The sequence below is a fragment of the Enterovibrio sp. QJM3NY_24 genome (assembly GCF_057786035.1).
The window spans coordinates 103,050-127,058 of the sequence record NZ_CM173520.1; the positions used below are offsets into that span (position 1 = coordinate 103,050).

Sequence of the window (24,009 nt, forward strand, 5' to 3'; positions counted from 1 at the left end):
CGTCAGGTTACGCTGTGGGGATCTCGTGCTTTCTGCGACATTCTTCGAGCTGGACTCAACGTTGACTTCTTCGCCGACAGTGAGCATTTTCCTTGTCGTTATGCTCTCTGCTTGGGCAACATTGTTAACATGCTTTTCGCGTCTCGGATCCCTTCTATTTAAGTTCGTAAAGGGGACTCGATTTTGGCGCATGTATTTCTAGGGGTAGTCATGCCAACCAATACGTTAAGTGAGCGCACAATACGCTTTCTTATCTTGATGATTTTTCTCGCAGCAGCGATGGAAACTGACATCTATCTTCCGGCGTTTCCAGACATGATGGTGGCATTCGACACCAATGAAACTATGATTCAGCGGGTCTTAAGTTTTAACTTTCTGGGTATCTGTTTAGCGTCACTGATCTATGGGCCTCTTTCAGATGCGATCGGCCGTCGCAGCGTGCTCAACTTCGGTTATGCCTTGTTTATTCTGGGCAGCATTGGCTGTGTGTTTTCCACTGACATCAACGTATTGATTTTTTGGCGCTTCGTTCAAGGCTTCGGCAGTGCAGCATGCATGATTATTGGTGCGGCTATGGTGTTCGATTTATACAAAGCCGAAAAAGCCACAGAGATTGTGTCTGATCTTAACAGTTTGGTCGTGAGTATCATTGCGTTCGCACCAATGTTAGGTGGCTGGATTAACTATCAGTTCGGGTACACCTATAACTTTGTGTTTATTGCTGCGTTGACCATCGTCACTGGCCTGATTTGCTTTATACAATTGCCAGAATCACTGCCTGTAGAAAAACGAAAACCGCTGTCCATTAAGGGCATTGGTAGTGACTACGTGACAGTACTGAAAAACGGCGAGTTCTGGGCAAACACATTGATCACCACCGCCATATTTTCTGGCTACATGGTGTTCATTTCTAATATGCCTCTGATTTTTGTAAATCACCTGGGTATCGACAGTGCAGTGTTTCCTTTTTATCAAGTGAGCTTGTTGGTGGCGTTCGTGATTGCGAGTATCAATAACGGCCGTTTGATCAAATGGTTTGGCGTGAATAGCCTGCGTCGATATGGTTTTCTTACCATTGTATTGATGACGTTGGCCATGTTTGTGTTACCGACAAGTTGGCAGCAGCTTCCGTTGCTCGTTACCTCACTCATGGTGCTTTATTCGTTGGGAGCGGGTGTGTGTATCGGTATTTTCTTTGCTCGCTCAATGGAAGCCGTACCGAATCAAACGGGTGTGAGTGCCTCTTTAGTCACAGCGATTCGTTTAGCATTGGTAGCCTTGGTCATAGACATTAGTGGTGCGATGTTCGATGGCACGATGACGTCTGTTATCAACTTAATCAGTGGGTGCATCTTGCTGAGTGTGTTCATCTATCTTGGTGATAATCTTCGAGCTAGGCGACACAAGAAAACGGCTAGCCTCAAAGTTTGATGGTCTAGCCGTAAGATGTCCAATAGCGAACAGAGCCTGCAGATGATGCAGGCTTTTTTTTGCCGTCGCATTACGGTGAGCATATTTAGGTTGCTTGGGTGTAGTCGTGCAAGGCGAGCGTTAATCTCGGCTTTAACCCATTAATATACGCGGGGCCCATGGCATCCGCGTTATTGTCTTAGGCTTATGATCTGAACGAAGCGATTTCTTCATCGCTGAGATATCGCCACTCTCCTACATCAACATCGAGCGGCACCTCACCAATGCGGTCTCGGTGCAATGTGACTACACGGTTGCCAACCGCGGAAAACATGCGTTTAACTTGGTGAAACTTACCTTCCGTAATCGTCAGTAAGACGTCTTGCGGGCTTAGCACATCGAGTTTGGCTGGCAGAGTGGGTTTGCTCTCTCCTTGTAGCATAATGCCGTGCTTGAATCGCTCAGCTTCGTCACCGCGAATAGGGCGAGAAAGCCCCACACGATACACTTTTTCGCAATGCTGGGTTGGCGTGGTGATATTAAACGACCAATGACCATCATCAGTGATCAACACAAGCCCCGTTGTGTCCGCATCCAATCGCCCTGCGATGTGTAATTCTTCTGTATGCTCGAGGTTAGTGGCGCTGAAAAGCGACGGGTAGGCCTCATCAATATTCGAGCAAATGGTTCCTGCGGGTTTGTGCATCAAGATATAGCGAAATGGGCGAGGAATCAATAAGTGACCCTGTAACTTTACGGAGTTGTTTTCATGTACCTGTGTTGACTCGTAAGTCACGATTTCTTCGTTTACCGTTACCGCACCGTTTTGAATGTGTTGGATGGCATCTGCACGGGTTAACGCAGTGCTTTTACAAACGAATTTATCAAGGCGCATGCAGGGGACATTATTCAATGAAAGGAGACGGGGCATTATCCACCCTCCGCATGAATTAGCAATATGTGTTGGTACGCTCTGGACACAGAATTCGACAATCGGCGTGTTGGTTATTGACGACCGTTATGCATGAATAACACCTCATTCGCTGGCCTTGTTGGTGTTTAATTCTCGGCAAAAGAATTTTTTAATAAAATATCAATGATATTCAATATGATAGGAGGGGATCGTAAGATGGCGGTGACATGTGATTGGAAAGTCGAGCACATCCCATATATCATTTTTGCCTAGATTTTCTGTCAATATTAGTCCTTATATGCCGTTTGAAATTCGTCTCTTCCAACCAAGCGATTTGCCGTCGCTATATAAAATTTGTTTGTTAACTGCCGATAATGGCGAAGATGGCTCCTTGCTCTATCGCGATGACGAATTGGTTGGGCATTTCTTTTCTGCGCCTTACGCGATACTCAACCCAGATATGTGTTTTGTAGCAACCTGTAACGGGGAACCTTGCGGCTATATCGTGAGTACCGCAAATTCAAAAATGTTCTCGGCGCGTTGCGAAGATGAGTGGCTACCAGTTTTGCGCGAGCGTTATCCGCTTGATCAATACAAAGGTCACTCTGCAAGTGATTGGGTGGTGGGTAAGATCCATCAGGGACATGCACCGCGCCCTGAGTTTGATAGATATCCTGCTCATTTTCACATTAACTGTTTGCCAGAAACGCAAGGGTTTGGTTTGGGGAAAAAGTTGATGATGGCGTTGATAGAGCGTCTAACAGCTTCAAAAGTGTCAGGCGTTCATCTTGAGGTATCAACGGTGAATACAGGCGCAATCAAATTCTACGAAAAACTTGGGTTCCAAAAGATTGCGACATTTGAACATTCTTTAGGGTATGGAATGTCGCTGAATCCGTAAACGCTGAATGACATCGCGGGCTTTTAGGCTGCAGAGTATGAAATTCACGAATGTCTGAGAAACAAAAAAGGCCGATTTCTCGGCCTTTTGATTGTGTGTTTTATAAGAGATTTTGCGTTACGCAGGCTTCAATTCGTCTTGGTTTTCTTCTTCTAGACGCTTACGTTCGCGCATTAGATCATCGAAAACTAGACGTGCTTGTTGTGCAGACTCAGACGCTTGTAGCTTATGCTCTTTGGCTGCCATGGCTTCGTCTGTTAAGCGTTGGATTTCGTCCAATTGCTCTTGAGGCGCATCGCCTAGTTCCATGCCCGACTCACCTTTAGAGAGAGCCGTTGCACGGATCTCTTTCTTCAGATTCCAAATAGCATTCAGTTTTTCACGCTCTTCTTCCGCCGCAGCAACGGCTTCGTCTTTCATGCGTTCAAATTGCGCCATTGCCATGCCTTCTTTTGACCAAGGGTCAACGTCTGGGAATTCTTCAATGTTGATAACAGGGTCGATGTAACCTTCTTGGTGAGCAAGGTCGAGCGTTGCCGCTTTTACACCCGAAATCATCAGCATGACCGCGATAACCAACAAGGGTAAACCACCAACGATAGCCGCGGTTTGCAGTGTTGCTAGGCCACCCATGAACATTAGCACTGAAGGCATGAATGACAGGGTAAATGCCCAGAACAAACGGTTCCAACGCATTGGGTCTTCGGTGACGTTGTTCTGAACCACAGAGGCCAGAATGAACGAGATAGAATCAAACGTTGTTGCGGTAAAGATGATACATAGCAGGGTGAATACTGCGATCACCACCGTGCTCATCGGCAGTGTTTCAAGGATCGAGAAAATGGCGCGAGTCGGACCTTCGCTGTTCAATATACTCACAACATCGAGTTGACCAGAAAGCTGCAACGACAGCCCATAGTTACCCAAGATCATGAAGTACAACGCACAGCCGAGTGAGCCGAAGAAGATAGAGCCTGACACCATTTGCTTAATAGTACGGCCACGAGAAATACGCGCAACGAACAAGCCCATACTCGGTGCGAATACTAGCCACCATGCCCAGTAGAAAATGGTCCAATCTTGCGGGAAGTGGGTGTCTTCAAACGTGCCGTAACCGCCAAATGGTTCTGCCCATGTTGCCATGATGAAGAAGTTTGACAGCATGCGACCGATGGAATCTAAGCCAGTCTCTAGCATGAATAGCGTCGGGCCTGCGAACAGCACAAACGCCAGCAGTGCAAGCGCACCCCAGAAGTTGATGTTACTTAGAACCTTGATGCCTTCGTCCATGCCTTTGTAAGACGAGTAGGCAAACAGCGCTGTACACAGCAACAACACACCAATCTGAGAGGTGGTTGTTGAAGGAATGCCAAACAGGTAGCTGATGCCTTCGTTAATCAATGGTGCGGCAAGACCCAGCGTTGTTGCTGCGCCACCAAGTAAACCAAAGATAAACAGAATATCGATGAATTTCCCCGTTTTACCTTGGCTGCGTGCTTCACCGATGACAGGCATCAGTGCTGCAGATACTTTCAATACTGGCTGCTTACGCACATAGAAGAAGTAGGCAATTGGAATGGCAGGGATCAGATAGATTGACCATGCGATTGGGCCCCAGTGGAAAATACCGTAGGTGGCCGCCCATCTAACGGCTTCTTCACTGCCAGCTTCCAGTTGAAATAAGCCGTGTGCTTTAGTTATCTAAAGGACACGGCTATTGCTTGAAACTGTAAATGCTTAACGCGGTCGATAGCGTATTAGAACCACATCGAATTTAAGCGATTTTTTCTGCCTGCATCAGACGGTACTGCACCATGTCTTCAATGGTGAGTACGGGCATATCATGCTTCAGACCAAAAGCAATGATTTCTGGTGTTTTCGCCATGGTGCCATCTTCATTTTGTACTTCACACAGAACGCCTGCTGGCGATAAGCCGGCCATTTGCATCAGATCAATCGTGCCTTCGGTGTGACCACGTCGAGTGAGCACGCCACCGTTGCGGGCGCGAAGCGGGAATACGTGACCAGGACGTGCAAGATCAGACGGTTTTGCATCAGGGTTGGAAGCGGTCTTGATGGTGGTCACGCGATCTGCCGCAGACACACCGGTAGTCACACCGATGTTGGCTTCAATGGAAACAGTAAATGCGGTTTGGTTGGCGCTGTTGTTGTCTTCCACCATGGGTTTGAGTTCGAGTTTGTCTGCTTGTGCTTCTGGCAGGCAAAGACAAACAATGCCGCTGCACTCGCGGATCATCAGCGCCATTTGTTGTTTTGTTATGTGGTCGACCGAATAGATAATGTCACCTTCGTTTTCACGATCTTCATCATCGAGAAGCAGAACGCCTTTGCCTTGACGAAGCGCCTCAAGGGCTGCGTCAACGCGTTCAAACGGGGTGCCAAATTGAGCAAGTAACGAGGTGTGAGTCTGATTCATGGTAACTCCTAGGTTAAATACCAGAATCAGGGCATAGATGAGCAGTGGTCGCCAATAGCCGCCACATACAATCCACCTAAACATGCGCGCGTGTAAGCCGCCGTGTTACGGGTGCATTTTTATCATCCTCTTTCATCCGGACTGTAACCGTCGGCCTTGGCATCTCACCAAGTCTGCTGACCCCGAACTCAGTTCGGGCGCTCGCGGGCTCACCTTTGCTTCGCTTTGCTTTGCTCCGCTTTGCATCGGTATACCGCCGGTGGGGAATTGCGCCCCGCCCTGAGAATAATTGTTGATTGTGATGCTCCAATGATGGAGCCATTGAATACTACTGCGTTTTCAATCAAAAAGGGAAGAGCAGCGCGATTGATTGGGTAATTAATCGGCAATAGTGAAGGTTTTTCTATCGCTAGGTCATGGTTGCTAACCTTTTTGAATCTAAACGTGGTGATCCAAACAGCTTAGACATAAGTATCAATAAGTTAGCATTTACAGTGAGCATCAGTTGATACCATGGAAACCATTTTAAATATTGTGCGTGATTACGGCCTGCTGAGTTACGCCATCCTCTTCTTGTACTGTGGCTTGAAAAGCGGATCTTTGCCGCTGTTTGCTGGTATTGCCGCCCATTTTGGCGCGTTGAACGTCGCATTGGTCGCGACAGTGGTTTTCGCTGGTGGCTATCTAGGTGATGAATTGCGTTTCTACGTGGGCAGAAAATATGGCGTTGCGAAGCTCTCTTCGAACCCGAGATATCGACAATCGGTAATCACCGCCAAGCTGCTGCTTGATCGTTATGGCAAAGCCTATATCTTCCTTTATCGCTATCCCAAAGGCATGCGAACCATAGGGACCTGCCAGTGGCATTAAGTGATATGCGCTGGCCTGTTTTCACGGCATTGAATTTTGCGTCGGCAGTGACGTGGACGTTTGCTCTCGTTGGCACGGGCTATCTGTTTGGCTCAGCACTTGAACACACCGTGGGGGATAACTGGGGGCTATTCAGCGTAGGACTGCTTGCTGCGTTTTCGTTAATGACCTATCTCGCTTGGCGGCGCGTGAGTGCATTGGCGAAAGAAGCGCCAAGGGCTGAATCAACGACGTTAGCCACTCGGCTTTAGACGTAATTAAAACAGGTCACCTGACGCTGTCGTCGCAGAAATCTTGCCAATGCTACTCACGGAATTATTTTCTTCGCCCACGCTTTAAATACTCAATGACAGTGTGGCGAAAGCATGAAGAAACAACCGAAAGCGCTTAGGGCAATTGCCTTGTTGGAAGCATCAAAAGGTGCGCTGGCGATTATCGTGGGTTTGTCCCTTCATGAACTTGGCGGGCGGGAAATACAGTCTCTGTTTGAAGAGTTAGTGCAGCATCTGCATTTGAACCCTGCAAGTGAATATCCCAGTGTGATCCATCATGCGATTGCCAAAATCGACGACAAAAACATCACCATTATTGCACTGGGTTCATTGCTGTATGCCTCAGTGCGGTTCGTCGAAGCGTTCGGATTGTGGCGTGGCTATGCGTGGACAGAATGGTTCGCGCTCGCGAGTGGTGCTATCTATTTGCCGTTTGAGATCTATGGTGTGGTCACACAAGATAGGTTGTTAGATTGGCTAGCTCTGGTGATTAACCTTATCGTGATAGGTTACATGGCATTGTTAATACAGCGGCGGCGTAAAGGCAAAAGTGCCGGGCATTCGTCTTAATCCAAACCTCAGTTTCTAACGACTTTGGTTCGTTTCTGTTTTATTACCCGCTTCATCTTCTTCGCGACCATTTTCTGGCGGCATCTCCGCTTTTTGCTTTGATAAAGCGCGATGCAAAAGTTGGCTATAAAGCGGCTTGCCGCCCACCGCCTGCGCTGTCATGGTCGCGCCGAGCGATGTGATCAGCAGGGGCAAGATCAGCTCGTAATTGTGGGTGAGTTCAATCACCAACAAAATACCGGTAACAGGCGCTCTGACTGTCGCTGCAAACAACGCGCCCATGCCCGCCACCGCGAACATTCCCATCGTGATGTCGAGATCAGGGAACAGCATGATGCACAATGCGCCAAAACAGGTGCCGAACAACGTCCCCAGCGCCAGCATGGGCGCAAACACCCCACCGGGTGCGCCGGATGAAAAACACGCCAGCGTGGTAATGGCTCTCGCAAAAAACAGCATAAGTAACAGCGACAAAGAGAAAGTACCGGAGACAGCATCAGGGATAAGATTCGACCCTTCGCCTGTGAGTTTGGGAAGGAACAGAGCTAACAGGCCAAACACCGCACCCAGTGTTGCGCCAATGCCCACGAAGCGTTTTGTTTCATGGCGATGAAAGCGCTCGAAGCCGTCCATTGACATGATCACAAGACGATTAAACAACACGCCGATAAAACCAAAGACCAAGCCTAACACCAAAAATAGCGCCAGTGACGCGAGTGGCACTTCATCATGGGCAGGAAGGGGGATCATTGCGCCTTGCCCAAGAAAAAATCGGTAAGTAATGGTCGCCATGATGGCGGCAATCATGACTGCTTTGATGGAAATAAGGTTGTATTTAAACTGCGGACGCATTTCCTCAATCACAAACATGATCCCAGCCAACGGCGCATTAAAAGCGGCGGCAAGGCCAGCCGCTGCACCAGCCGCAACCAAGGTATGGCGGCTTTCATCGCTGTCAATTTTGAATATGTCTGTCAGCATTCTGCCGACACTCGCGCCCATTTGTACTGAGGGGCCTTCACGACCAAGCACCAAGCCTGCGCCAATCGCGCCAATGCCGCCAAAAAATTTCACGGGGATCACCCGCCACCAGCGTACAGGGCGAACACCATCCAGCGCACCTTCAATCTCTGGAATCCCAGAGCCTGCCGCTTCAGGTGCCACGCGTATCACGAGATAAAAGCCAAACGCAGACAGTATCGAACTACTCAGCATAATGACAAGAATGGTCGACCATGCCAGATCAGAGCGCCCATCTAGCCAATGCTCACGTTGATTGACCACCCAATCGATAGTGATATCAAAGAAAGTACACAGAAGCCCTGCAAAGATGCCAACAAACACGGAGAGAAATAAAATGGGCAGCGAGCTTTTGTGAGTGGCGAGAAAACGCCGCATGACGCCTGAAGTTGGCTTCCTTTCTGGATTGTTGTCGGTATTGTCACCAGATGGGGTGGTCATACAGCGGCTTTCCCTATGAATTACTAGATACCTAACCAGCATAGAGCAGTTATGTGGCTCACTATTCTTCGGAAATGATACAGCGAGTGATCATTGGCATCAGTCCTCGTGATCATCAATAAGTGAATACACAAGGGCTGACGTCTTTGATAGACAGTGTTCTTATTACGCAGCGAGAATCGCTTTAAGATCTTCTTCAACGGTCGAGATGGAGCGCATGTCGAACGTGTCTTGAATAATCGTAATCAAGTTGTCGGTGAGGAATGCGGGAGCGGTAGGCCCGGTGTAAATGCCTTTCACACCTAGAGCAAACAAAGTCAGTAAAATCACGATGGCTTTTTGTTCAAACCAAGACAAAACGAGGGTTAATGGTAGTTCATTAATGTCGCACTCAAATTCATTGGCAAGCGCAAGTGCAAGCTGAATGGCAGAGTAGGCATCGTTACATTGGCCGACATCAAGAAGACGAGGAATGCCGTTAATGTCACCGAACTGATTCTTGTTGAAACGGTATTTACCGCAAGCCAGTGTCAGAATGATAGAACTTTCAGGCGCTTGAGCGGTGAAGTCGGTGTAGTAGCTGCGCACAGATTTATCACCGTCACAACCACCCACTAAGAAGAAGTGGCTGATGTTGCCTTTCTTCACTTCTTCAATAACGGCAGGGGCAGCAGCCATCAACGCGTTACGACCAAAGCCAATGGTGATCATGTGTTCAATTTCGTTGTGTTTGAAGCCATCAAGTCCCAGAGTACTATCGATCACTTGGCTGAAATCATCACCTTCAATGTGCGCTACACCCGGCCAACCGACAATGCTGCGGGTAAATAGGCGATCTGCATACTGGCCGATATCTGGGTTAAGCAGGCAGTTTGATGTCATCACAATCGCACCAGGGAAGTTGGCGAACTCTTTTTGCTGGTTTTGCCATGCGCTGCCGTAGTTACCCACTAGGTGTGGATATTTGTTGAGTTCCGGATAGCTGTGAGCAGGGAGCATTTCACCATTGGTGTAAACGTTGATGCCTTTACCTTCAGTTTGTTGAAGGATTTTTTCCAGATCGTGTAGGTCGTGGCCTGATACTAGAATGCATTTGCCTTTAATCGGTTTTACATTGACTTGGGTTGGTGCTGGGTGACCAAAGGTGGTGGTTTCACCGGTATCCAACATTTCCATCACTTTGTAGTTCATCAAACCAATTTTCATTGAGCAATCGAGCAGCTCACCCAAGTCTTCAGGATCGGTTCCAAGCCACGCCATAATGTTGTGATAATCACCATACACAGCGTTGTCAGTTTGACCGAGTACCAGGGCATGCTCCATGTACGCTGCCGCACCTTTTAAGCCGTAAAGACACAGCAGACGTAAGCCGATAACGTCTTCATGCACGCTGTCTTTTCCGCGGTTTACCGCGACATGTGGAGCAAGAGCCAATATTGCTTCAGCATTCTTTGGCAGTTCAAAACTGGCGACAGGCGGTAATGCAGGCAGGCTTTTGTCTGCCATTTGGTAAGCTGCACGGGCATGTTGTTCAAGGCGTGCTTTGTATACTGACGCTTGATGCGTCAGTTCAAGAATGCGCTCAGGGTCGAAGTTAACGTTGGTAAGAGTCGAGAAGAAAGCCTTCGGTGCCCATTGGTTGATTTCGTCGTTGACGATGTCGAATTCACTTGCCAGATTCGCCCAGAAAGACACCCCTTGTAATGCGTACACCAACACATCTTGCAAGTCTGACACTTCGGCGGTTTTTCCACACATACCTTTCGCGAATGAACAGCCTTTGACAGTGGGTGTTTGAATTGTCTGCTCACATTGAATACAGAACATAGCGGGTCTCCAGTGGTGATATTGATTTATTTCAATTAATGCACTGTGATTGCATGCTTTGTGCCAACAGTTATCTATTTGATATTAAATAATATTTATTCAATTTCAATATTCATTCGATGTAAAAAAGACAACGCGTTTGTTGTCCTTTTTACATCGAGCGCGGAAATTGGAGAAGAAAACCTTTATCGATGAATGCCGAGCTTTTTCCCCATACGATAGAGGTTGCCCCTGTCCATGTGCAAAAACTCAGCGGCTTTTGACCAAACACCCCCCGTTTTTTCTAGTACATGAGAGATAAGGTCTCGTTGGTAGGCTTCAACCAACTCGCGCATATTTTGGTTTTCGGCGGGGAAATACTGTGATGTCTTTTTGACATCATCACTCGTGACGACCACATCAAAATGGATCAGATTAATCGTGTGGCATTGGTCCTGAATTGCGCGCAATGCTGCGCGCGTCAGCGTATGTTCAAGCTCACGAACATTACCTGGCCAAGGTTGCTCTTCTAGCATGGAGAGCGCTTTTGCGTGAATGTGAAGATTTGGCACATTGAATTGATGCCTGACTTTTTCGAGCAGATGACCCGCGAGCACGGGAATGTCGCCTTCGCGTTTTCTCATCGCCGGTACCGTTATTGGAAACACGTTCAAACGGTGAAATAAATCGGCGCGGAAATTCCCTGCTTCAACTTCGTCTTCAAGCTTGCGATTTGTCGCGGCCACAATGCGAACATTCACCTGCAAGTGCTTGTCACTGCCTACGCGTTGTAACTCACCTTGCTGGATCACTCGCAGTAGTTTTGCTTGTAAAACGAGCGGCAATTCGCCGACTTCGTCTAAAAACAATGTACCACCGTCGGCTAACTCAAATTTACCCGCACGATTGTTAATGGCTCCCGTAAATGCGCCTTTTACATGACCAAACAATTCACTTTCCGCCAGGCCCTCTGGCAGTGCCGCACAGTTAACGTAAATCATCGGTTTGTCGTTGCGATTTGATTGAGCATGAACGCTATGCGCAACCAGTTCTTTGCCTGTACCGGTTTCACCCGTAATAAGAACGGCATAATCTGATTTTGCGACGGTCGCGATATTCGTTCGTAGTTGGTGCATTTGCGGGCTAAAACCGACCATGTCACCTTTTAGTGAACGAGCTTGTCGGATTAGCGTTTCGGTCACGGTTTTTTGTTTGTGATTTTGCGTTTTCAACGCTTCGACTAAACCAATATTTCGCAGTGTGGCAGCAGCAAGTGCGGCGAAGGTTTCAATGGCTACGGGCTCAATGTGGTCAAAAGCACCCACCGTCAGGGAGTCCATCGTGAGTGCACCAACAAGTTGGCCATCGACATACAAGCTACAACCCATACAGTCATGGACATCAATGGTTGTGTTCTCGGTTAGCAAGACGCCATCAAAGGGGTCGGGTAGCTCGCAGTTTGCATCAAAACGTACTGGGTTCAGGCTATTTACAATGGCATCTAATCGAGGATGTGATTTTGGAAAGAAGCGACGCCCCAATACTGCGCTAGACAAGCCTTTTACAGCGACTGGCGTGAGAAAGCCTTCTTTATCAAATATAAATAATGCGCTGGCATCGTAGGGAAAAACCTGTCCCATTCCTTCTATTAACCGTTGGTATTGTTTATCACGATCAAGGTTAGAACTGAGGTTCAAGGCAATATTCAGCAGAACATGATCCATATTCGAAGTCATAATAGAAACCACAAAAAGAAGAGGCGACCGATGGTAACAGTGTGATGTCATTTAAACATCATCAAATGAAAATGATTGATGTCTGATTGATGTCTGATTGACAGCGATCAAGCGGTACTTGTTTTAATACGGAGCAGGTCGGTATGATCGAGTGCTCTCGACTGAGGTAATGACGCTTTAGCCGCGCGAAAAGGATGTAGAAATGAAAATCGAGGATGCTGGTTCAGAGGATATGGCGGCATTGTTTGCTTACTTAAACCGTCAGCTTGAAGAGAATGGAGCAGAAGGTGGGGCGTTGTTTCAGCCATTGTCTCGCGACGAATGTGTTGTGTCTGACGATTTAAAGAAGCGCTTTAGCGATGGTGTCCTGGCCGACAGGGAATCGTCAAACTGGCGTAAGGTTTGGTTGGCGAAAAACAGCAGCGGGAACATAGTCGGTCACATTGATTTACGACACTATGCTGACGAGCATTGTCGTCATCGCGTGTTGTTGGGGATGGGCGTTGATCGCGCTGCTCGTCGTCAGGGGTTAGGTGAATCACTTCTTAAAGCCGCGATCGCTTTCTGCCAGAACGACGAAAAAACCAAATGGCTGGATTTGAATGTGATTGGCTGCAACGAGAAAGCCATCACGCTATACCGTAAGCTCGGATTTGAACAACTGGGCGAGATTTCTGATTACTACCGTATTGATGACCAAAACTACTCGGAGCTGACATTTGCATTGCCAACATCTCATAAGGGCTGACGCACAAAGAAGCCGCCACCCTAATCGTCAGTCAATCAGAAAAAATACAGCGTGGTTAGCGTTAATTCAGTGACAAGTGATGGTCGGAACGAAAATGTCGAGGTTGATGTGAAATGGGGTCGATAAATTCCACCTCTTTTGCTAGCAACTGCAAGGGGGCTAAATAGTTGTCAGCGCTGAAAGGTTGCAATTCAGGGTAGTACTTGTCATTCAAAATCGGCCAGCCAAGCGTTTGCATGTGAACGCGCAGTTGATGGGTTTTACCCGTCACTGGATGCAGTTCAAACAGTGCCTTTTCGTTGGATTGCTTTAGGCATCGAATCACGGAATGGCTGTTGGCTTTTCCCTCTGTCACCTGCATGCGAAAACGCGGTTCAGACTGCTCAATTCGGTTTTTCACTTCCCATTCTTGACCAACAATGTTTTTTCCCTCTCGAAGATTGGCAATCGCTTGGTAGGTTTTGTGTATTTGCCGCGTTTCGAACAAATGATGGTAAAGATGGCTCGTCTCTGGGTTGACTGAAAACATGACTAAGCCCGCTGTCACTCGGTCTAACCGATGTAGCGCTTGCAGTTCCGATATACCGGTACTTTTTCGTAACCGATTCTGCAAACATTCATTCACGTAAATACCGCCGGGTAAAACCGCGAGAAAATGGGGTTTGTAAACCACCACAATGTGCTCATCCTGAAACAGGATCTCTTCTTTGAAGGGAACACGAGGCTCGCTTTCAACTTCTCTGTAGTAGTAGATCCGCTGTTGCGGTTGAAACAGCGATTGCGCGGAAACGCGTGTTCCATCGTGATAGTGAACCTTGCCATCAGCCATGCGCTGTTGCCAGACCTGAGCATCAATGAAGGGAAACTTGATAACGAGGTATTCCAATACGGTAGAAACACCCGGATTCGTCTGCGGTAGGCTCAGTTTTGAAGGATAGTCGGAAATGGTCATCGAATGGTCCAGTTTATGATGGCAACACCAAGGATAAGTGTGGGTTGCATTTTACAGAATAATTGTCTGTATTTTCGTTTTTTATACGTTAAATCTTGTTCTGGCGCATGAAGAATGCCCGCATTTTAAGGTATTAATCATCGCGCATTAAATATTTAGTAAATATGAGGTTTATGCGTGAAATTAACACAATATAAAAAAGCCAGCGTACTGGCGTTGAGTGCGGTTTTAATCGCTGCCTGTGGTGACGATGAAGCAAAGACAGAATCTGTTGATGAACAAAAACTGTCTAGTTTAGTTAAACAAACCAACTATTCGACTAACTTTCCACCGCTATTTAGCGATGTGATATGGGGTTCTACGCTAGATCAGCAAGGAACCGTCCGTTTTGATACCGCTGAGCAAATTCCACTTTATTATGTTTCTAAAGATGGTTCTAATCCGCCAGCCGTCATTTCGAATGCTGTGAATACGATTGAAGCGCGTTTAGGCAACATCTTTAGCGATTTTACGCTCGTGACAGAAGATTTGAGCGTTTACCGAAACAATAGCCTTGCTCACGAAAACGTCGGAAATGGCAGCTTTAACGCAAACGAATTCAAAAACAGCCATGGAATTTTAGGTGGCTTAGTTATTGCTCAGGGCACAGGGTTTTACAGTAAAGGTATTTCCGATAGCCCGCAAAATATGTGTGCGAATGCGTCAATGGCGCCCTACGATGGAAGCATGGCATTACTTATCGATCCTACATCGTATACATACGCTGGTGATACACTCCTTTGGGTAAACATGGGGAATGACCAATGTAGTTGGGATAGCGATATTGTTGTTCATGAAATGGCACACGCGATGGGTATGTACAATCACCTCGATGGTTACTTTGGATCGTGGAGTACTACAGCCATGGATATTCTCGCAACCCTTTATGGAAATCCCGCCGGTACGGCATATTCATCGTTAGTGATTAAACGATAACGCATTTGTTCGCGACGAGTTATCCCTTGCGATTCAGCAAAGGATAACTCCTTATGCACTGTTCTAACATCCTACCTATATTTACCGTCACCCAAACACTTCCTTTAATCTCCTGAACTAAATTCACTCTTGTCACTTTAATGGCTTGATGGCTAAGTTTATGTCCGTTTTTTACACTAAGCCCACATTAGAAATAATGTTTAGTGGTCGAAATAATGTTCGGTCTATAATTCTTTGTGAGCTTACTGTGTAGTGGTCAACTCATTCCGGACAGTAAATTAGGCTGATTTTCAGCTTTCGCAGGTGGAAGACCACCGTTATAACTATGCGGTCTCTTCCAGTTGTAATAGCTCATCAGGTAATGGCTGATATCTTTGGATGCCTCAGCAAAAGATGCATAGCCTGTTGCTGGTATCCATTCAGATTTTAGACTTCTAAATAGCCTTTCCATTGGAGCGTTGTCCCAGCAGTTGCCACGGCGACTCATGCTTTGTGTCATCCGATACCGCCACAGGTGTTGTCGAAACTGGCGACTGCTGTATTGGGAGCCTTGATCCGAATGGAACATCACGCCACTTGGTTTTCCTCGTTGCTCATACGCCATCGACAACGCTTTTGTCACCAATGCCGCATCAGGACTGTCAGACATGGCCCAACCGACAACCCGTCTGCGATACAGATCAATGACAACGGCAAGATAGCACCAACGATGACCCGCCCATATATAGGTAATATCGCCGCACCATACTTGATTTGGGGCGTCGACAGTGAACTGACGATCAAGCTGATTGGGAATATCAGGCCGTTCAACCGTAGCTTGCTTATAGTTATGTGAACCGGGTTGCTTGCTGATGAGTTGTGCCTCTTTCATCAATCGGCGAACCTTGAATCGTCCAATCTTATGTCCGATTTCACACATCATGCCGACCAGAGTGCGACTACCCGCAGAGCTTCTGCTCAGCGTAAACAGTCGGTTGATCTCGCTACGAAGATGCAAACGTTCAGCATCAATATCATGGCGTCGTTGGCAGTGCTCATAGTAAGTCGACGTGGCGATATCGAACACAGTACAGACCAATTCTACCGGTTCTTGCTCTCTCAATTGGTCTATCAGCGCGTACGTTCGAGTTCGTCCGACATCAAGAGAGCAGTAGCCTTTTTTAGAATAGATTTTTCTCGTTCAAGTCGATGGATCCTTGCCTCTAACTCTTGGATTTTCTGCTGCTCTGGCGTTAAGGCTTTGGAAACTGGCGTACTACCGCCGCGCTCTTGTTCAAGTTGTGTGACCCAGCGTCTGAGTCCCGTTTCACCGACGTTTAATGAGCGGCTAGCCTCAGCAATTGAATACCCTTGGTCAAGTACCAAACAGGCTGCTTCTAGTTTAAATTCAGCGGAGAATGAACGACGTTGTCTTGTCATGGAACACCTCTTTCTTTAGTGGTGACTTTACCACCTTAAATGGTGTCCGGGATCATTAAACCACTACACTGTCTTTCTTCATCTTGTTGATATTAATAAGATTGATTCTATCTGTTTATATTTGATCACAGTTATAGCTCTAACATCATTTTGACAACACGTGTATTATTTGTAAGTCTGTTTTTAATTGAACGTTCAATCAAAAAACATTTTTGCTACATTTTTAACCAATCAAGGAGGGTTCGATGCCAAAAGTAGGGATGCCCGCAATTCGCCGCCCACAGCTCGTTGAGGCAACCATGTCTGCCATCGACGATGTCGGTTTGGCTGGGGCAAGTGTCGCCCTGATCAGCCGAAAAGCAGGGGTGTCTGCGGGGATCATTAACCATTACTTTGGTGGCAAACACGGATTGCTGGAAGAAACCATGCGTTCTGTGCTCCGTGAACTCTCTAAGGGTGTTCAACAAAGGTTGAACATGACCGATCCAAACGATGCCAAAGGGCGCATTCTCGCCATTGTTGATGGCAACTTCGACCCCAATCAGGTGAGCAGTAAAGTGACCAAAACGTGGCTGGCATTCTGGTCTCATGCCATGCACGACCCCGCGCTATTTCGGCTCCAACACGTTAACGAAAGACGTCTGCTTTCACATCTTCGCGTTGAACTCAAAAAACTGATGCCCTCGGATCGCGCTGCGTTTGTTGCGCTGGGCATTGCTGCGTTGGTTGACGGCATCTGGCTTCGTGGGGCGCTCAATCCGCAAGGTATCGATTCGCTAGAAGCGGTTGCGACGATTGAAGACTACCTCGAACGCCAACTTCAAGACTTTCCATCCATATCAAAAGGCAATAATTAAATGGATATTAAACCGTTATACATTCACGGAGGCTACGTTGATGCGACCTCCGGCGAAACGTTTCAAACCCTAAATCCAGCAACGGGCGAAAAGCTGGCTGACGTGCAACAAGCGAGTCAGACCGATGTGGATGCAGCAGTCAAATCAGCTTGGGAAGGCTTTCAGGTTTGGTCGGCAATGAGTGGTGCGGAACGTCGTGCTATTTTGAACCGCGCCGTGGCTATTTTGCGTGAACGCAATGATGAGCTGGCAGCACTAGAAGTGCTGGATACCGGTAAGCCAATACAAGAAGCGCAGTACGTTGATGTGGTGACAGGCGCAGACGTGATTGAATATTACGCGGGTCTGGCGGTGTCTATTCAAGGCGAACAGCAAAGTCTTGGTGAAAATCAGTTCTTCTATACGCGCAAAGAGCCTTTGGGCGTATGTGCGGGCATTGGTGCATGGAACTATCCGATTCAAATCGCGATGTGGAAAGCGGGCCCAGCGTTGGCGGCAGGCAATGCCATGGTGTTCAAGCCCTCAGAAGAAACGCCGTTAACCACGCTGAAATTGGCCGAGATTTTCACAGAAGCAGGCATGCCAGATGGCGTATTCAATGTGGTTCAGGGCGATTACCGCGTCGGACAGATGCTCTCTCGCCACAAGGATATCGTTAAGGTCTCGTTTACGGGCGAATGCGGAACGGGCAAGAAAGTCATGGCTGATGCAGCAGGCTCGCTTAAGTCTGTCACGATGGAGCTGGGCGGCAAGTCCCCGTTGATCGTGTTTAACGATGCTGACATTGATAACGCCGTTTCAGGTGCAATGCTTGCGAACTTCTACACCCAAGGTGAAGTGTGCACAAACGGCACTCGCGTGTTTGTGCATGATGATATCTACGACACCTTCCTCGAAAAATTGGCAGCTCGCACAGACAAGCTAATTGTGGGCGACCCAACACATCCTGATACCCAAATCGGCGCGTTGATCTCCAGAGACCATTTAGGAAAAGTGCTTGGCTTTATCGAACAAGGTAAGCAAACCAGCGCACGCTTGCTGTGCGGCGGTTACCAAGTCACCGAGGGTGGGCTGGACAAAGGTAACTTTGTTGCGCCAACCATATTTGCAGACTGTACCGATGACATGCCTCACGTGAAACACGAGATTTTCGGCCCTGTGATGTCAGTGCTGCGTTTCAACGATGAGCAGGAAGTAATTGCTCGTGCTAACGATACGCAGTATGGCCTTGCCGCTGGCGTGTTTACCACCAACTTCTCTCGCGCACACCGTGTGATTGCCAAGCTGCAAGCGGGTATTTGTTGGATCAATAACTGGGGAGCATCTCCGGCTGAAATGCCTGTTGGTGGTTACAAGCAATCAGGTATTGGGCGCGAAAACGGCGTTCAAACGCTGAATCATTACACCCAGACCAAGAGCGTTTACGTCGAGTTGGGTGACGTAGATAGCCCGTACGCGTAATAGGATTTTTTTAGCATCATGGCAATTGAAACAGAATTTGACTACATCATCGTTGGCGCGGGTTCAGCGGGTTGCGTGCTGGCGGATCGCCTGACGGAATCTGGCGAGCACAAAGTATTGATCCTCGAAGCGGGCGGAACAGACCGAAGCATTTTTATTCAGATGCCGACCGCGCTTTCTTACCCAATGAACACCGAAAAATACGCATGGCAGTTTGAATCCCAAGCCGAAAGCGGATTAGACGGTCGCAAATTACATTGTCCTCGCGGCAAGGTGCTGGGCGGCAGTTCATCTATCAATGGCATGGTGTATGTACGTGGCCACGCCAGTGACTTTGACCAGTGGGAAGCCAACGGCGCGCAAGGTTGGAACTATCAATCTTGCTTGCCGTATTTCAAACGCGCTGAAACCTGGATTGGCGGCGAAGATGACTATCGCGGCGGCAATGGCCCTGTCGGTACCTGCAACGGTAACGACATGGCACTGAACCCGCTTTATCGTGCGTTCATTGATGCAGGCGAACAAGCGGGATATCCGGTCACCGAAGATTACAACGGCTATCAGCAAGAAGGCTTTGGCCCAATGCACATGACGGTGGACGGCGGCGTACGTGCGTCTACGTCGAATGCCTATTTACGTCGTGCTTTGAAACGCAGCAACCTCACGTTGATCAAAGGCGTGACGGTGAACAAAATCTTGCTGAAAGAAAAGAAAGCCGTCGGTGTTTCGTACCAAAAAAGCGGCAAACACCATGAAGTGAACGCACGCAAAGACGTGATCAGCGCGGCGGGCTCTATTGGTTCACCGCAGTTGCTTCAGCTCTCCGGTATTGGTCCGAAAGCCGTGCTGGAAAAGGCAGGGGTTGAGGTAAAGCACGATCTGCCTGGCGTGGGGGAGAACCTGCAAGACCATCTAGAGGTTTACTTCCAGTATTTCTGTAAAGAACCCATCACCCTGAACGGCAAGCTGGGTTTGATCAGCAAAGGGTTGATCGGTACGCGCTGGATTTTGTTTAGAGATGGATTGGGCGCAACCAACCACTTTGAGTCATGCGCATTTATTCGTAGCCGTGCTGGCATCAAGTGGCCGAACGTTCAATACCACTTTTTGCCAGCGGCGATCCGTTACGACGGCAAATCAGCGGTGGAAGGGCATGGTTTTCAGGTGCATGTTGGCCCGAACAAACCGGAAAGTCGTGGTTATGTGCGTATCACCAGCGCGTGTCCAGACGACAAACCTGAGATCGTTTTTAACTACATAGGCACAGAGCAAGACAAGCAGGATTGGCGTGATTGTATTCGTCTGACCCGTGAGATCTTGGCACAAGATGCGATTGCGCGTTTTGGCGATGGTGAAATTCAGCCAGGCGAAAACGTGCAAAGTGATGAAGAAATCGATGCATGGGTGAAAGCCAATGTGGAAAGTGCTTACCACCCATCATGCACCTGCAAAATGGGTGCAGAGACTGATCCAATGGCAGTACTCGATGCAGCGCTTCGCGTGCGTGGTATTGAAAATCTGCGTGTGGTGGATTCATCGGTATTCCCAACGATCACCAACGGCAACTTAAACGGGCCAACCATCATGGTGGCAGAGCGTGCCGCAGACATGATCTTGAATAACGGACTCTTGCCTTCCACCGATGTGGCGGTATGGCAAGATCCAAACTGGCAGACCCAGCAGCGTTTGGTTCCGCCAGAAAACGCATCTGAAAGTGAAACGGTTTCGGATGCACATAGGCAATAACAGTCAACCAAGAATAGAAAAACCGATCTTGTGCATCGAGTAGCTAAACCAAACTTGAGAATAAACAAGACAACGAATAAAAAACTGAAGGGCGCGGCTTACTGCAACGCCCGCAGACAAAGAAAGGAAGAGGAAAGCATCATGGATATTAAACAGACTCAACGACTGACAGCACTAAGCCTGACCGTAGCGGCAAGCTTGATTGCTGCACCAGCAATGGCAAACCAGTGTGAGAAAGTGAGTTTTTCAGATGTAGGTTGGACGGATATTACCGCCACCACCGCAGCAACGACGCTTGTACTGCAAGGTATGGGATACGAAACCGACATACAGCTGCTGTCTGTCCCTGTTACCTATACCTCGCTGGCAAATGGCGACATTGATGTGTTCCTGGGCAACTGGATGCCAACCATGGAAGGGGATATTGCCAAGTACCGCGATGCGGGCACGGTTGAAACCATCAACATGAACCTTGAAGGCGCGAAATATACCTTGGCTGTGCCAAAGTACGCCTTTGAAGCGGGCGTAAAAACCTTCGCAGATATCGCCAAGTTTGAAGATAACTTCAAAGGCCGCGTGTACGGCATTGAGCCGGGTAACGATGGCAACCGTTTAATCCAAGACATGATCGATGCGGATGCATTTGGGCTTAAAAGCTTCAATCTGGTTGAATCCAGTGAAGCAGGCATGTTGTCACAAGTGAAGCGCGCGGTTCGTCGCGACCAGTGGATTGTATTTTTAGGCTGGGCACCACACCCAATGAACAGCAACTTTGAATTGGAATACCTAGCTGGCGGTGACGATTTCTTTGGTCCTAACTTTGGCGGCGCGAACGTTTACACCAATGTACGCCAAAACTTCACCACCGAGTGTCCGAACGTTGGCAAGCTGCTGACCAATCAGAAATTCTCGTTGGCGATGGAAAACGACATCATGAACGGCATTCTTAACGACGGCGTGAAGCCTGAAATGGCTGCAAAAGAATGGCTACAAGGTAACCCAGAGGCGCTAACTGCATGGTTAGACGGTGTTAAAACGCTGGAGGGTAAAGATGCACTGCCAGCCGTTAAAGCACATCTCAATATCCAGTAAGGCATTGACTGCTGCCCGTCCGCAGTAAGTGTCGGGAGCAGAGGGTGAGGGCGCATTGATGGCGTCACTCACCCAAACCATGATGGATTTTGGAGTACACATGAACTGGATTACTGACAATAAAATACCCCTCGGCGATTACATGGAAACCGGCGTAGATTGGTTAACAGATAACGCTGCTGGCTTCTTCGATGCGCTTTCCCTGTCACTAGAATGGCTAATCCTATCCCTTGTCGATGTGATGCAATGGATGCCGCCATACGTGCCAATTCTGCTGACCGCCGGACTTGCTTGGCTTTTACACAGAAGCATCCCGCTGGTGGTGTTTGTTTGTGCCGCATTATTGCTGATTTTAAATTTAGGCTACTGGACGGAGATGATTGAAACCTTCGTGCTGGTGCTCACTGCTACCTCGTTGTCGGTATTGATTGGTGTGCCACTCGGCATTCTCGCTGCACATCGCCCGTGGCTGTATACCTTTATGCGTCCGGTTCTCGATTTAATGCAAACCATCCCAACGTTTGTTTACCTTATTCCAACGCTGGTGTTGTTTGGTCTTGGCGTTGTGCCGGGCTTGATCTCCACCATTATCTTCGCCATCGCAGCGCCAATTCGTTTGACGTATCTGGGCATTCGCAGTGTGCCAGAAGAGCTGATTGAAGCGGGCAAAGCCTTTGGTGCGACACCAAATAAACTGCTGTTCAAAGTTGAGCTGCCTGCGGCAATGCCAAACATCATGGCGGGCATTACGCAGTGCATCATGCTGTCGCTTTCCATGGTTGTTATCTCGGCGTTAGTGGGTGCTGATGGTTTGGGTAAACCGGTTATCCGTGCGTTGAATACCGTGAATATTTCTCAAGGCTTTGAAGCGGGTCTTGCCATTGTACTCGTGGCCATCATTTTGGACCGCTTATGCAAAGCGCCTGCATCACAAGGGAAAGAGGGGTAATCATGAAGGCAGTAACCATAGAAAACTTGGACGTTATTTTCGGTCAGTCGATTGATAAAAGCCTGACCTTGTTAGATGACGGAAAAACGCGCCAGCAAATACAAGAAGAAACGGGCGATGTGATTGGCGTGCATAACGCCACACTGAGCGTCGAAGAAGGGGAGATCTGTGTACTGATGGGGCTTTCAGGCTCAGGAAAGTCAAGCTTGCTTCGCGCGGTCAACGGCTTGAACCCTGTCACTCGTGGTTCGCTAAAAGTGCGCAATGGCGATGAGATGGTCGATCTCGCCGGTATTGATGACAATGCGTTGCGCCATTTGCGCTCACACCGTATTTCCATGGTGTTTCAAAAGTTCGCATTGATGCCTTGGCTATCCGTGGTTGACAACGTTGCTTTCGGTTTAGAAATGCAAGGTGTTGGCAAAGACGAACGTCGTCAACGTGCCATGGAAAAGATCGACATGGTTGGCCTAACGGAATGGCATGACAAACTGCCCCATGAGCTGTCGGGAGGCATGCAGCAACGTGTTGGTCTTGCGCGAGCGTTCACCATGGACAGTGACATTCTGTTGATGGATGAGCCCTTCTCGGCACTAGATCCGCTGATTCGAAACCAGTTGCAAGACGAGTTGTTAGAACTTCAACGTAAGCTCAACAAAACGATTTTGTTCGTGAGCCACGATTTGGATGAAGCGCTGAAATTGGGCAATAACATTGCCATTATGGAGTCAGGAAAAATTATCCAACACGGTAAGCCAGAAGACATCGTGTTACGCCCTGAAAATCAGTACGTGGAAGATTTTGTGGCGCACACTAATCCGCTCAACGTATTGCGTGGCCGTTCGTTAATGACCGCCATTGGCGATCTTGAGCGCGAAGGAAACACCTTGGTATTGAACCGACACGAACAAACCGTGTTAGAAACCGATGCAGAAGGCCAAATCACTGGTGCGAAACGTCTAGACGCCAATCTTCCAATTGTTCGATGGCAAGAAGGCGAGAGCATCACCGATCTTGCTGTGGACTCGGTTGTGATTACGTCGGCAGATACTTCTATGCGTCATGCACTGGAAATCCGCTATCACACGGGGCAGTCTGTGTTGCTCAGTGACGAAGAAAAGATCATCGGTGTGTTGTCGGACAATGATTTCTACCATGCGTTGCTTGGGAAGCATTTTTCGACTGCGGCTTAGAAAACGCGAGAAACAGTTTAATTTTAAAGCCAGCTTTGAAGCTGGCTTTTTTTGATGGGCTAGACGGTGTTGATATAGTTAGATTTTTATACCTCGCTGTGTTTCTTTATAATTTAATATTGTAAGTTAGTAATAATAAGACTAATCTAAATAGCTAATAAAAGCATGTCTAATAATAATGCTAAATTCGCACTTTTGATGCACTAATTAACTAGTGCATCGAACTAATTAATGATTAATC

20 protein-coding genes, 1 pseudogene and 1 riboswitch are annotated in these 24,009 nt (G+C 48.0%); of the genes and pseudogenes, 13 read left to right on the forward strand and 8 right to left on the reverse strand.

Annotation, left to right across the window (positions count from 1 at the left end; all coding sequences use genetic code 11):
- The first annotated feature begins 210 nt into the window (after nucleotides 1–210).
- On the forward strand, nucleotides 211–1,431 hold the full coding sequence (locus AC3CIC_RS16780; protein ID WP_488516428.1) for a multidrug effflux MFS transporter: 1,221 nt from the start codon (nucleotides 211–213) through the stop codon (nucleotides 1,429–1,431).
- 184 nt (nucleotides 1,432–1,615) lie between these two features.
- Here AC3CIC_RS16780 and AC3CIC_RS16785 read toward each other — a convergent pair whose 3' ends face one another.
- On the reverse strand, nucleotides 1,616–2,305 hold the full coding sequence (locus AC3CIC_RS16785; protein ID WP_488516873.1) for a pseudouridine synthase: 690 nt from the start codon (nucleotides 2,303–2,305) through the stop codon (nucleotides 1,616–1,618).
- A 376-nt stretch (nucleotides 2,306–2,681) separates the two neighbouring features.
- Here AC3CIC_RS16785 and AC3CIC_RS16790 point away from each other — a divergent pair, with 376 nt between their 5' ends.
- Complete coding sequence (locus AC3CIC_RS16790; protein ID WP_241823965.1) at nucleotides 2,682–3,224, forward strand: GNAT family N-acetyltransferase; 543 nt, start codon at nucleotides 2,682–2,684, stop codon at nucleotides 3,222–3,224.
- Nucleotides 3,225–3,341: 117 nt separating this feature from the next.
- On the opposite strand, the pseudogene AC3CIC_RS16795 reads toward AC3CIC_RS16790, so the two are convergent.
- Both AC3CIC_RS16795 and ribB read right to left on the reverse strand, forming a co-directional pair.
- Nucleotides 3,342–4,904, reverse strand: a pseudogene (locus AC3CIC_RS16795) (BCCT family transporter); the annotation flags it as partial.
- 94 nt (nucleotides 4,905–4,998) lie between these two features.
- A complete protein-coding gene (gene ribB, locus AC3CIC_RS16800) occupies nucleotides 4,999–5,661 on the reverse strand; it encodes a 3,4-dihydroxy-2-butanone-4-phosphate synthase (protein WP_488516429.1) in 663 nt (220 codons plus the stop codon).
- Between the two features lie 120 nt (nucleotides 5,662–5,781).
- Nucleotides 5,782–5,952, reverse strand: a riboswitch (FMN riboswitch).
- A 222-nt stretch (nucleotides 5,953–6,174) separates the two neighbouring features.
- Between ribB and AC3CIC_RS16805 the strand changes: the two genes are divergently transcribed.
- From AC3CIC_RS16805 to AC3CIC_RS16815, 3 genes are all read left to right on the forward strand, one after another.
- On the forward strand, nucleotides 6,175–6,531 hold the full coding sequence (locus tag AC3CIC_RS16805) for a DedA family protein (protein ID WP_488516430.1): 357 nt from the start codon (nucleotides 6,175–6,177) through the stop codon (nucleotides 6,529–6,531).
- The gene (locus AC3CIC_RS16810) at nucleotides 6,522–6,782 is read left to right on the forward strand and encodes a hypothetical protein (protein WP_488516431.1); all 261 of its coding nucleotides are present in this window, start codon (nucleotides 6,522–6,524) and stop codon (nucleotides 6,780–6,782) included. The genes AC3CIC_RS16805 and AC3CIC_RS16810 overlap by 10 nt, the downstream gene beginning before the upstream one ends.
- Nucleotides 6,783–6,896: 114 nt before the next feature.
- Nucleotides 6,897–7,373 carry a DUF2127 domain-containing protein gene (locus AC3CIC_RS16815; RefSeq protein ID WP_488516432.1) on the forward strand — a complete coding sequence of 159 codons (477 nt, stop codon included), beginning with the start codon at nucleotides 6,897–6,899 and terminating at the stop codon, nucleotides 7,371–7,373.
- Between the two features lie 15 nt (nucleotides 7,374–7,388).
- Here the strand turns inward: AC3CIC_RS16815 and clcA are convergent, their stop codons facing one another.
- From clcA to norR, 3 genes are all read right to left on the reverse strand, one after another.
- Nucleotides 7,389–8,834 carry a H(+)/Cl(-) exchange transporter ClcA gene (clcA, locus tag AC3CIC_RS16820; RefSeq protein ID WP_488516433.1) on the reverse strand — a complete coding sequence of 482 codons (1,446 nt, stop codon included), beginning with the start codon at nucleotides 8,832–8,834 and terminating at the stop codon, nucleotides 7,389–7,391.
- Between the two features lie 165 nt (nucleotides 8,835–8,999).
- The gene (gene hcp, locus AC3CIC_RS16825; RefSeq protein WP_488516434.1) at nucleotides 9,000–10,661 is read right to left on the reverse strand and encodes a hydroxylamine reductase; all 1,662 of its coding nucleotides are present in this window, start codon (nucleotides 10,659–10,661) and stop codon (nucleotides 9,000–9,002) included.
- A gap of 185 nt (nucleotides 10,662–10,846) precedes the next feature.
- Entirely contained in the window at nucleotides 10,847–12,376 is a 1,530-nt protein-coding gene (norR, locus tag AC3CIC_RS16830) for a nitric oxide reductase transcriptional regulator NorR (RefSeq protein WP_488516435.1), read from the reverse strand.
- Between the two features lie 202 nt (nucleotides 12,377–12,578).
- On the opposite strand from norR, the gene AC3CIC_RS16835 reads away from it, so the two are divergent.
- A complete protein-coding gene (locus AC3CIC_RS16835) occupies nucleotides 12,579–13,124 on the forward strand; it encodes a GNAT family N-acetyltransferase (protein ID WP_488516436.1) in 546 nt (181 codons plus the stop codon).
- Between the two features lie 61 nt (nucleotides 13,125–13,185).
- Here the strand turns inward: AC3CIC_RS16835 and AC3CIC_RS16840 are convergent, their stop codons facing one another.
- Nucleotides 13,186–14,076 (reverse strand): pseudouridine synthase, encoded by an 891-nt coding sequence (locus AC3CIC_RS16840; protein ID WP_488516437.1) that lies wholly within the window; start codon nucleotides 14,074–14,076, stop codon nucleotides 13,186–13,188.
- A 177-nt stretch (nucleotides 14,077–14,253) separates the two neighbouring features.
- Between AC3CIC_RS16840 and AC3CIC_RS16845 the strand changes: the two genes are divergently transcribed.
- Nucleotides 14,254–15,051 carry a hypothetical protein gene (locus AC3CIC_RS16845; RefSeq protein WP_488516438.1) on the forward strand — a complete coding sequence of 266 codons (798 nt, stop codon included), beginning with the start codon at nucleotides 14,254–14,256 and terminating at the stop codon, nucleotides 15,049–15,051.
- A gap of 256 nt (nucleotides 15,052–15,307) precedes the next feature.
- Here the strand turns inward: AC3CIC_RS16845 and AC3CIC_RS16850 are convergent.
- Nucleotides 15,308–16,470, reverse strand: a protein-coding gene (locus tag AC3CIC_RS16850; protein ID WP_488514316.1) for an IS3 family transposase whose coding sequence is annotated in 2 segments (ribosomal slippage) — nucleotides 15,308–16,215 and nucleotides 16,215–16,470 — 1,164 coding nt in all. Because the reading frame shifts where the segments join, the coding sequence is not laid out codon by codon here.
- 245 nt (nucleotides 16,471–16,715) lie between these two features.
- On the opposite strand from AC3CIC_RS16850, the gene betI reads away from it, so the two are divergent.
- The 6 genes from betI (at nucleotide 16,716) to choV (ending at nucleotide 23,768) form a co-directional block, all read left to right on the forward strand.
- Nucleotides 16,716–17,327, forward strand: a complete 612-nt coding sequence (betI, locus tag AC3CIC_RS16855; protein ID WP_488516439.1) for a transcriptional regulator BetI — start codon at nucleotides 16,716–16,718, stop codon at nucleotides 17,325–17,327.
- Nucleotides 17,328–18,788 (forward strand): betaine-aldehyde dehydrogenase, encoded by a 1,461-nt coding sequence (gene betB, locus AC3CIC_RS16860; RefSeq protein WP_488516440.1) that lies wholly within the window; start codon nucleotides 17,328–17,330, stop codon nucleotides 18,786–18,788.
- An 18-nt stretch (nucleotides 18,789–18,806) separates the two neighbouring features.
- On the forward strand, nucleotides 18,807–20,534 hold the full coding sequence (gene betA / locus AC3CIC_RS16865; RefSeq protein WP_488516441.1) for a choline dehydrogenase: 1,728 nt from the start codon (nucleotides 18,807–18,809) through the stop codon (nucleotides 20,532–20,534).
- A gap of 141 nt (nucleotides 20,535–20,675) precedes the next feature.
- Nucleotides 20,676–21,626, forward strand: coding sequence for a choline ABC transporter substrate-binding protein (locus AC3CIC_RS16870; protein ID WP_488516442.1), 951 nt, complete (start codon nucleotides 20,676–20,678; stop codon nucleotides 21,624–21,626).
- 100 nt (nucleotides 21,627–21,726) lie between these two features.
- The gene (gene choW, locus AC3CIC_RS16875; protein ID WP_394209509.1) at nucleotides 21,727–22,575 is read left to right on the forward strand and encodes a choline ABC transporter permease subunit; all 849 of its coding nucleotides are present in this window, start codon (nucleotides 21,727–21,729) and stop codon (nucleotides 22,573–22,575) included.
- 2 nt (nucleotides 22,576–22,577) lie between these two features.
- Complete coding sequence (gene choV, locus AC3CIC_RS16880; RefSeq protein ID WP_016958522.1) at nucleotides 22,578–23,768, forward strand: choline ABC transporter ATP-binding protein; 1,191 nt, start codon at nucleotides 22,578–22,580, stop codon at nucleotides 23,766–23,768.
- Nucleotides 23,769–24,009 lie beyond the last annotated feature (241 nt).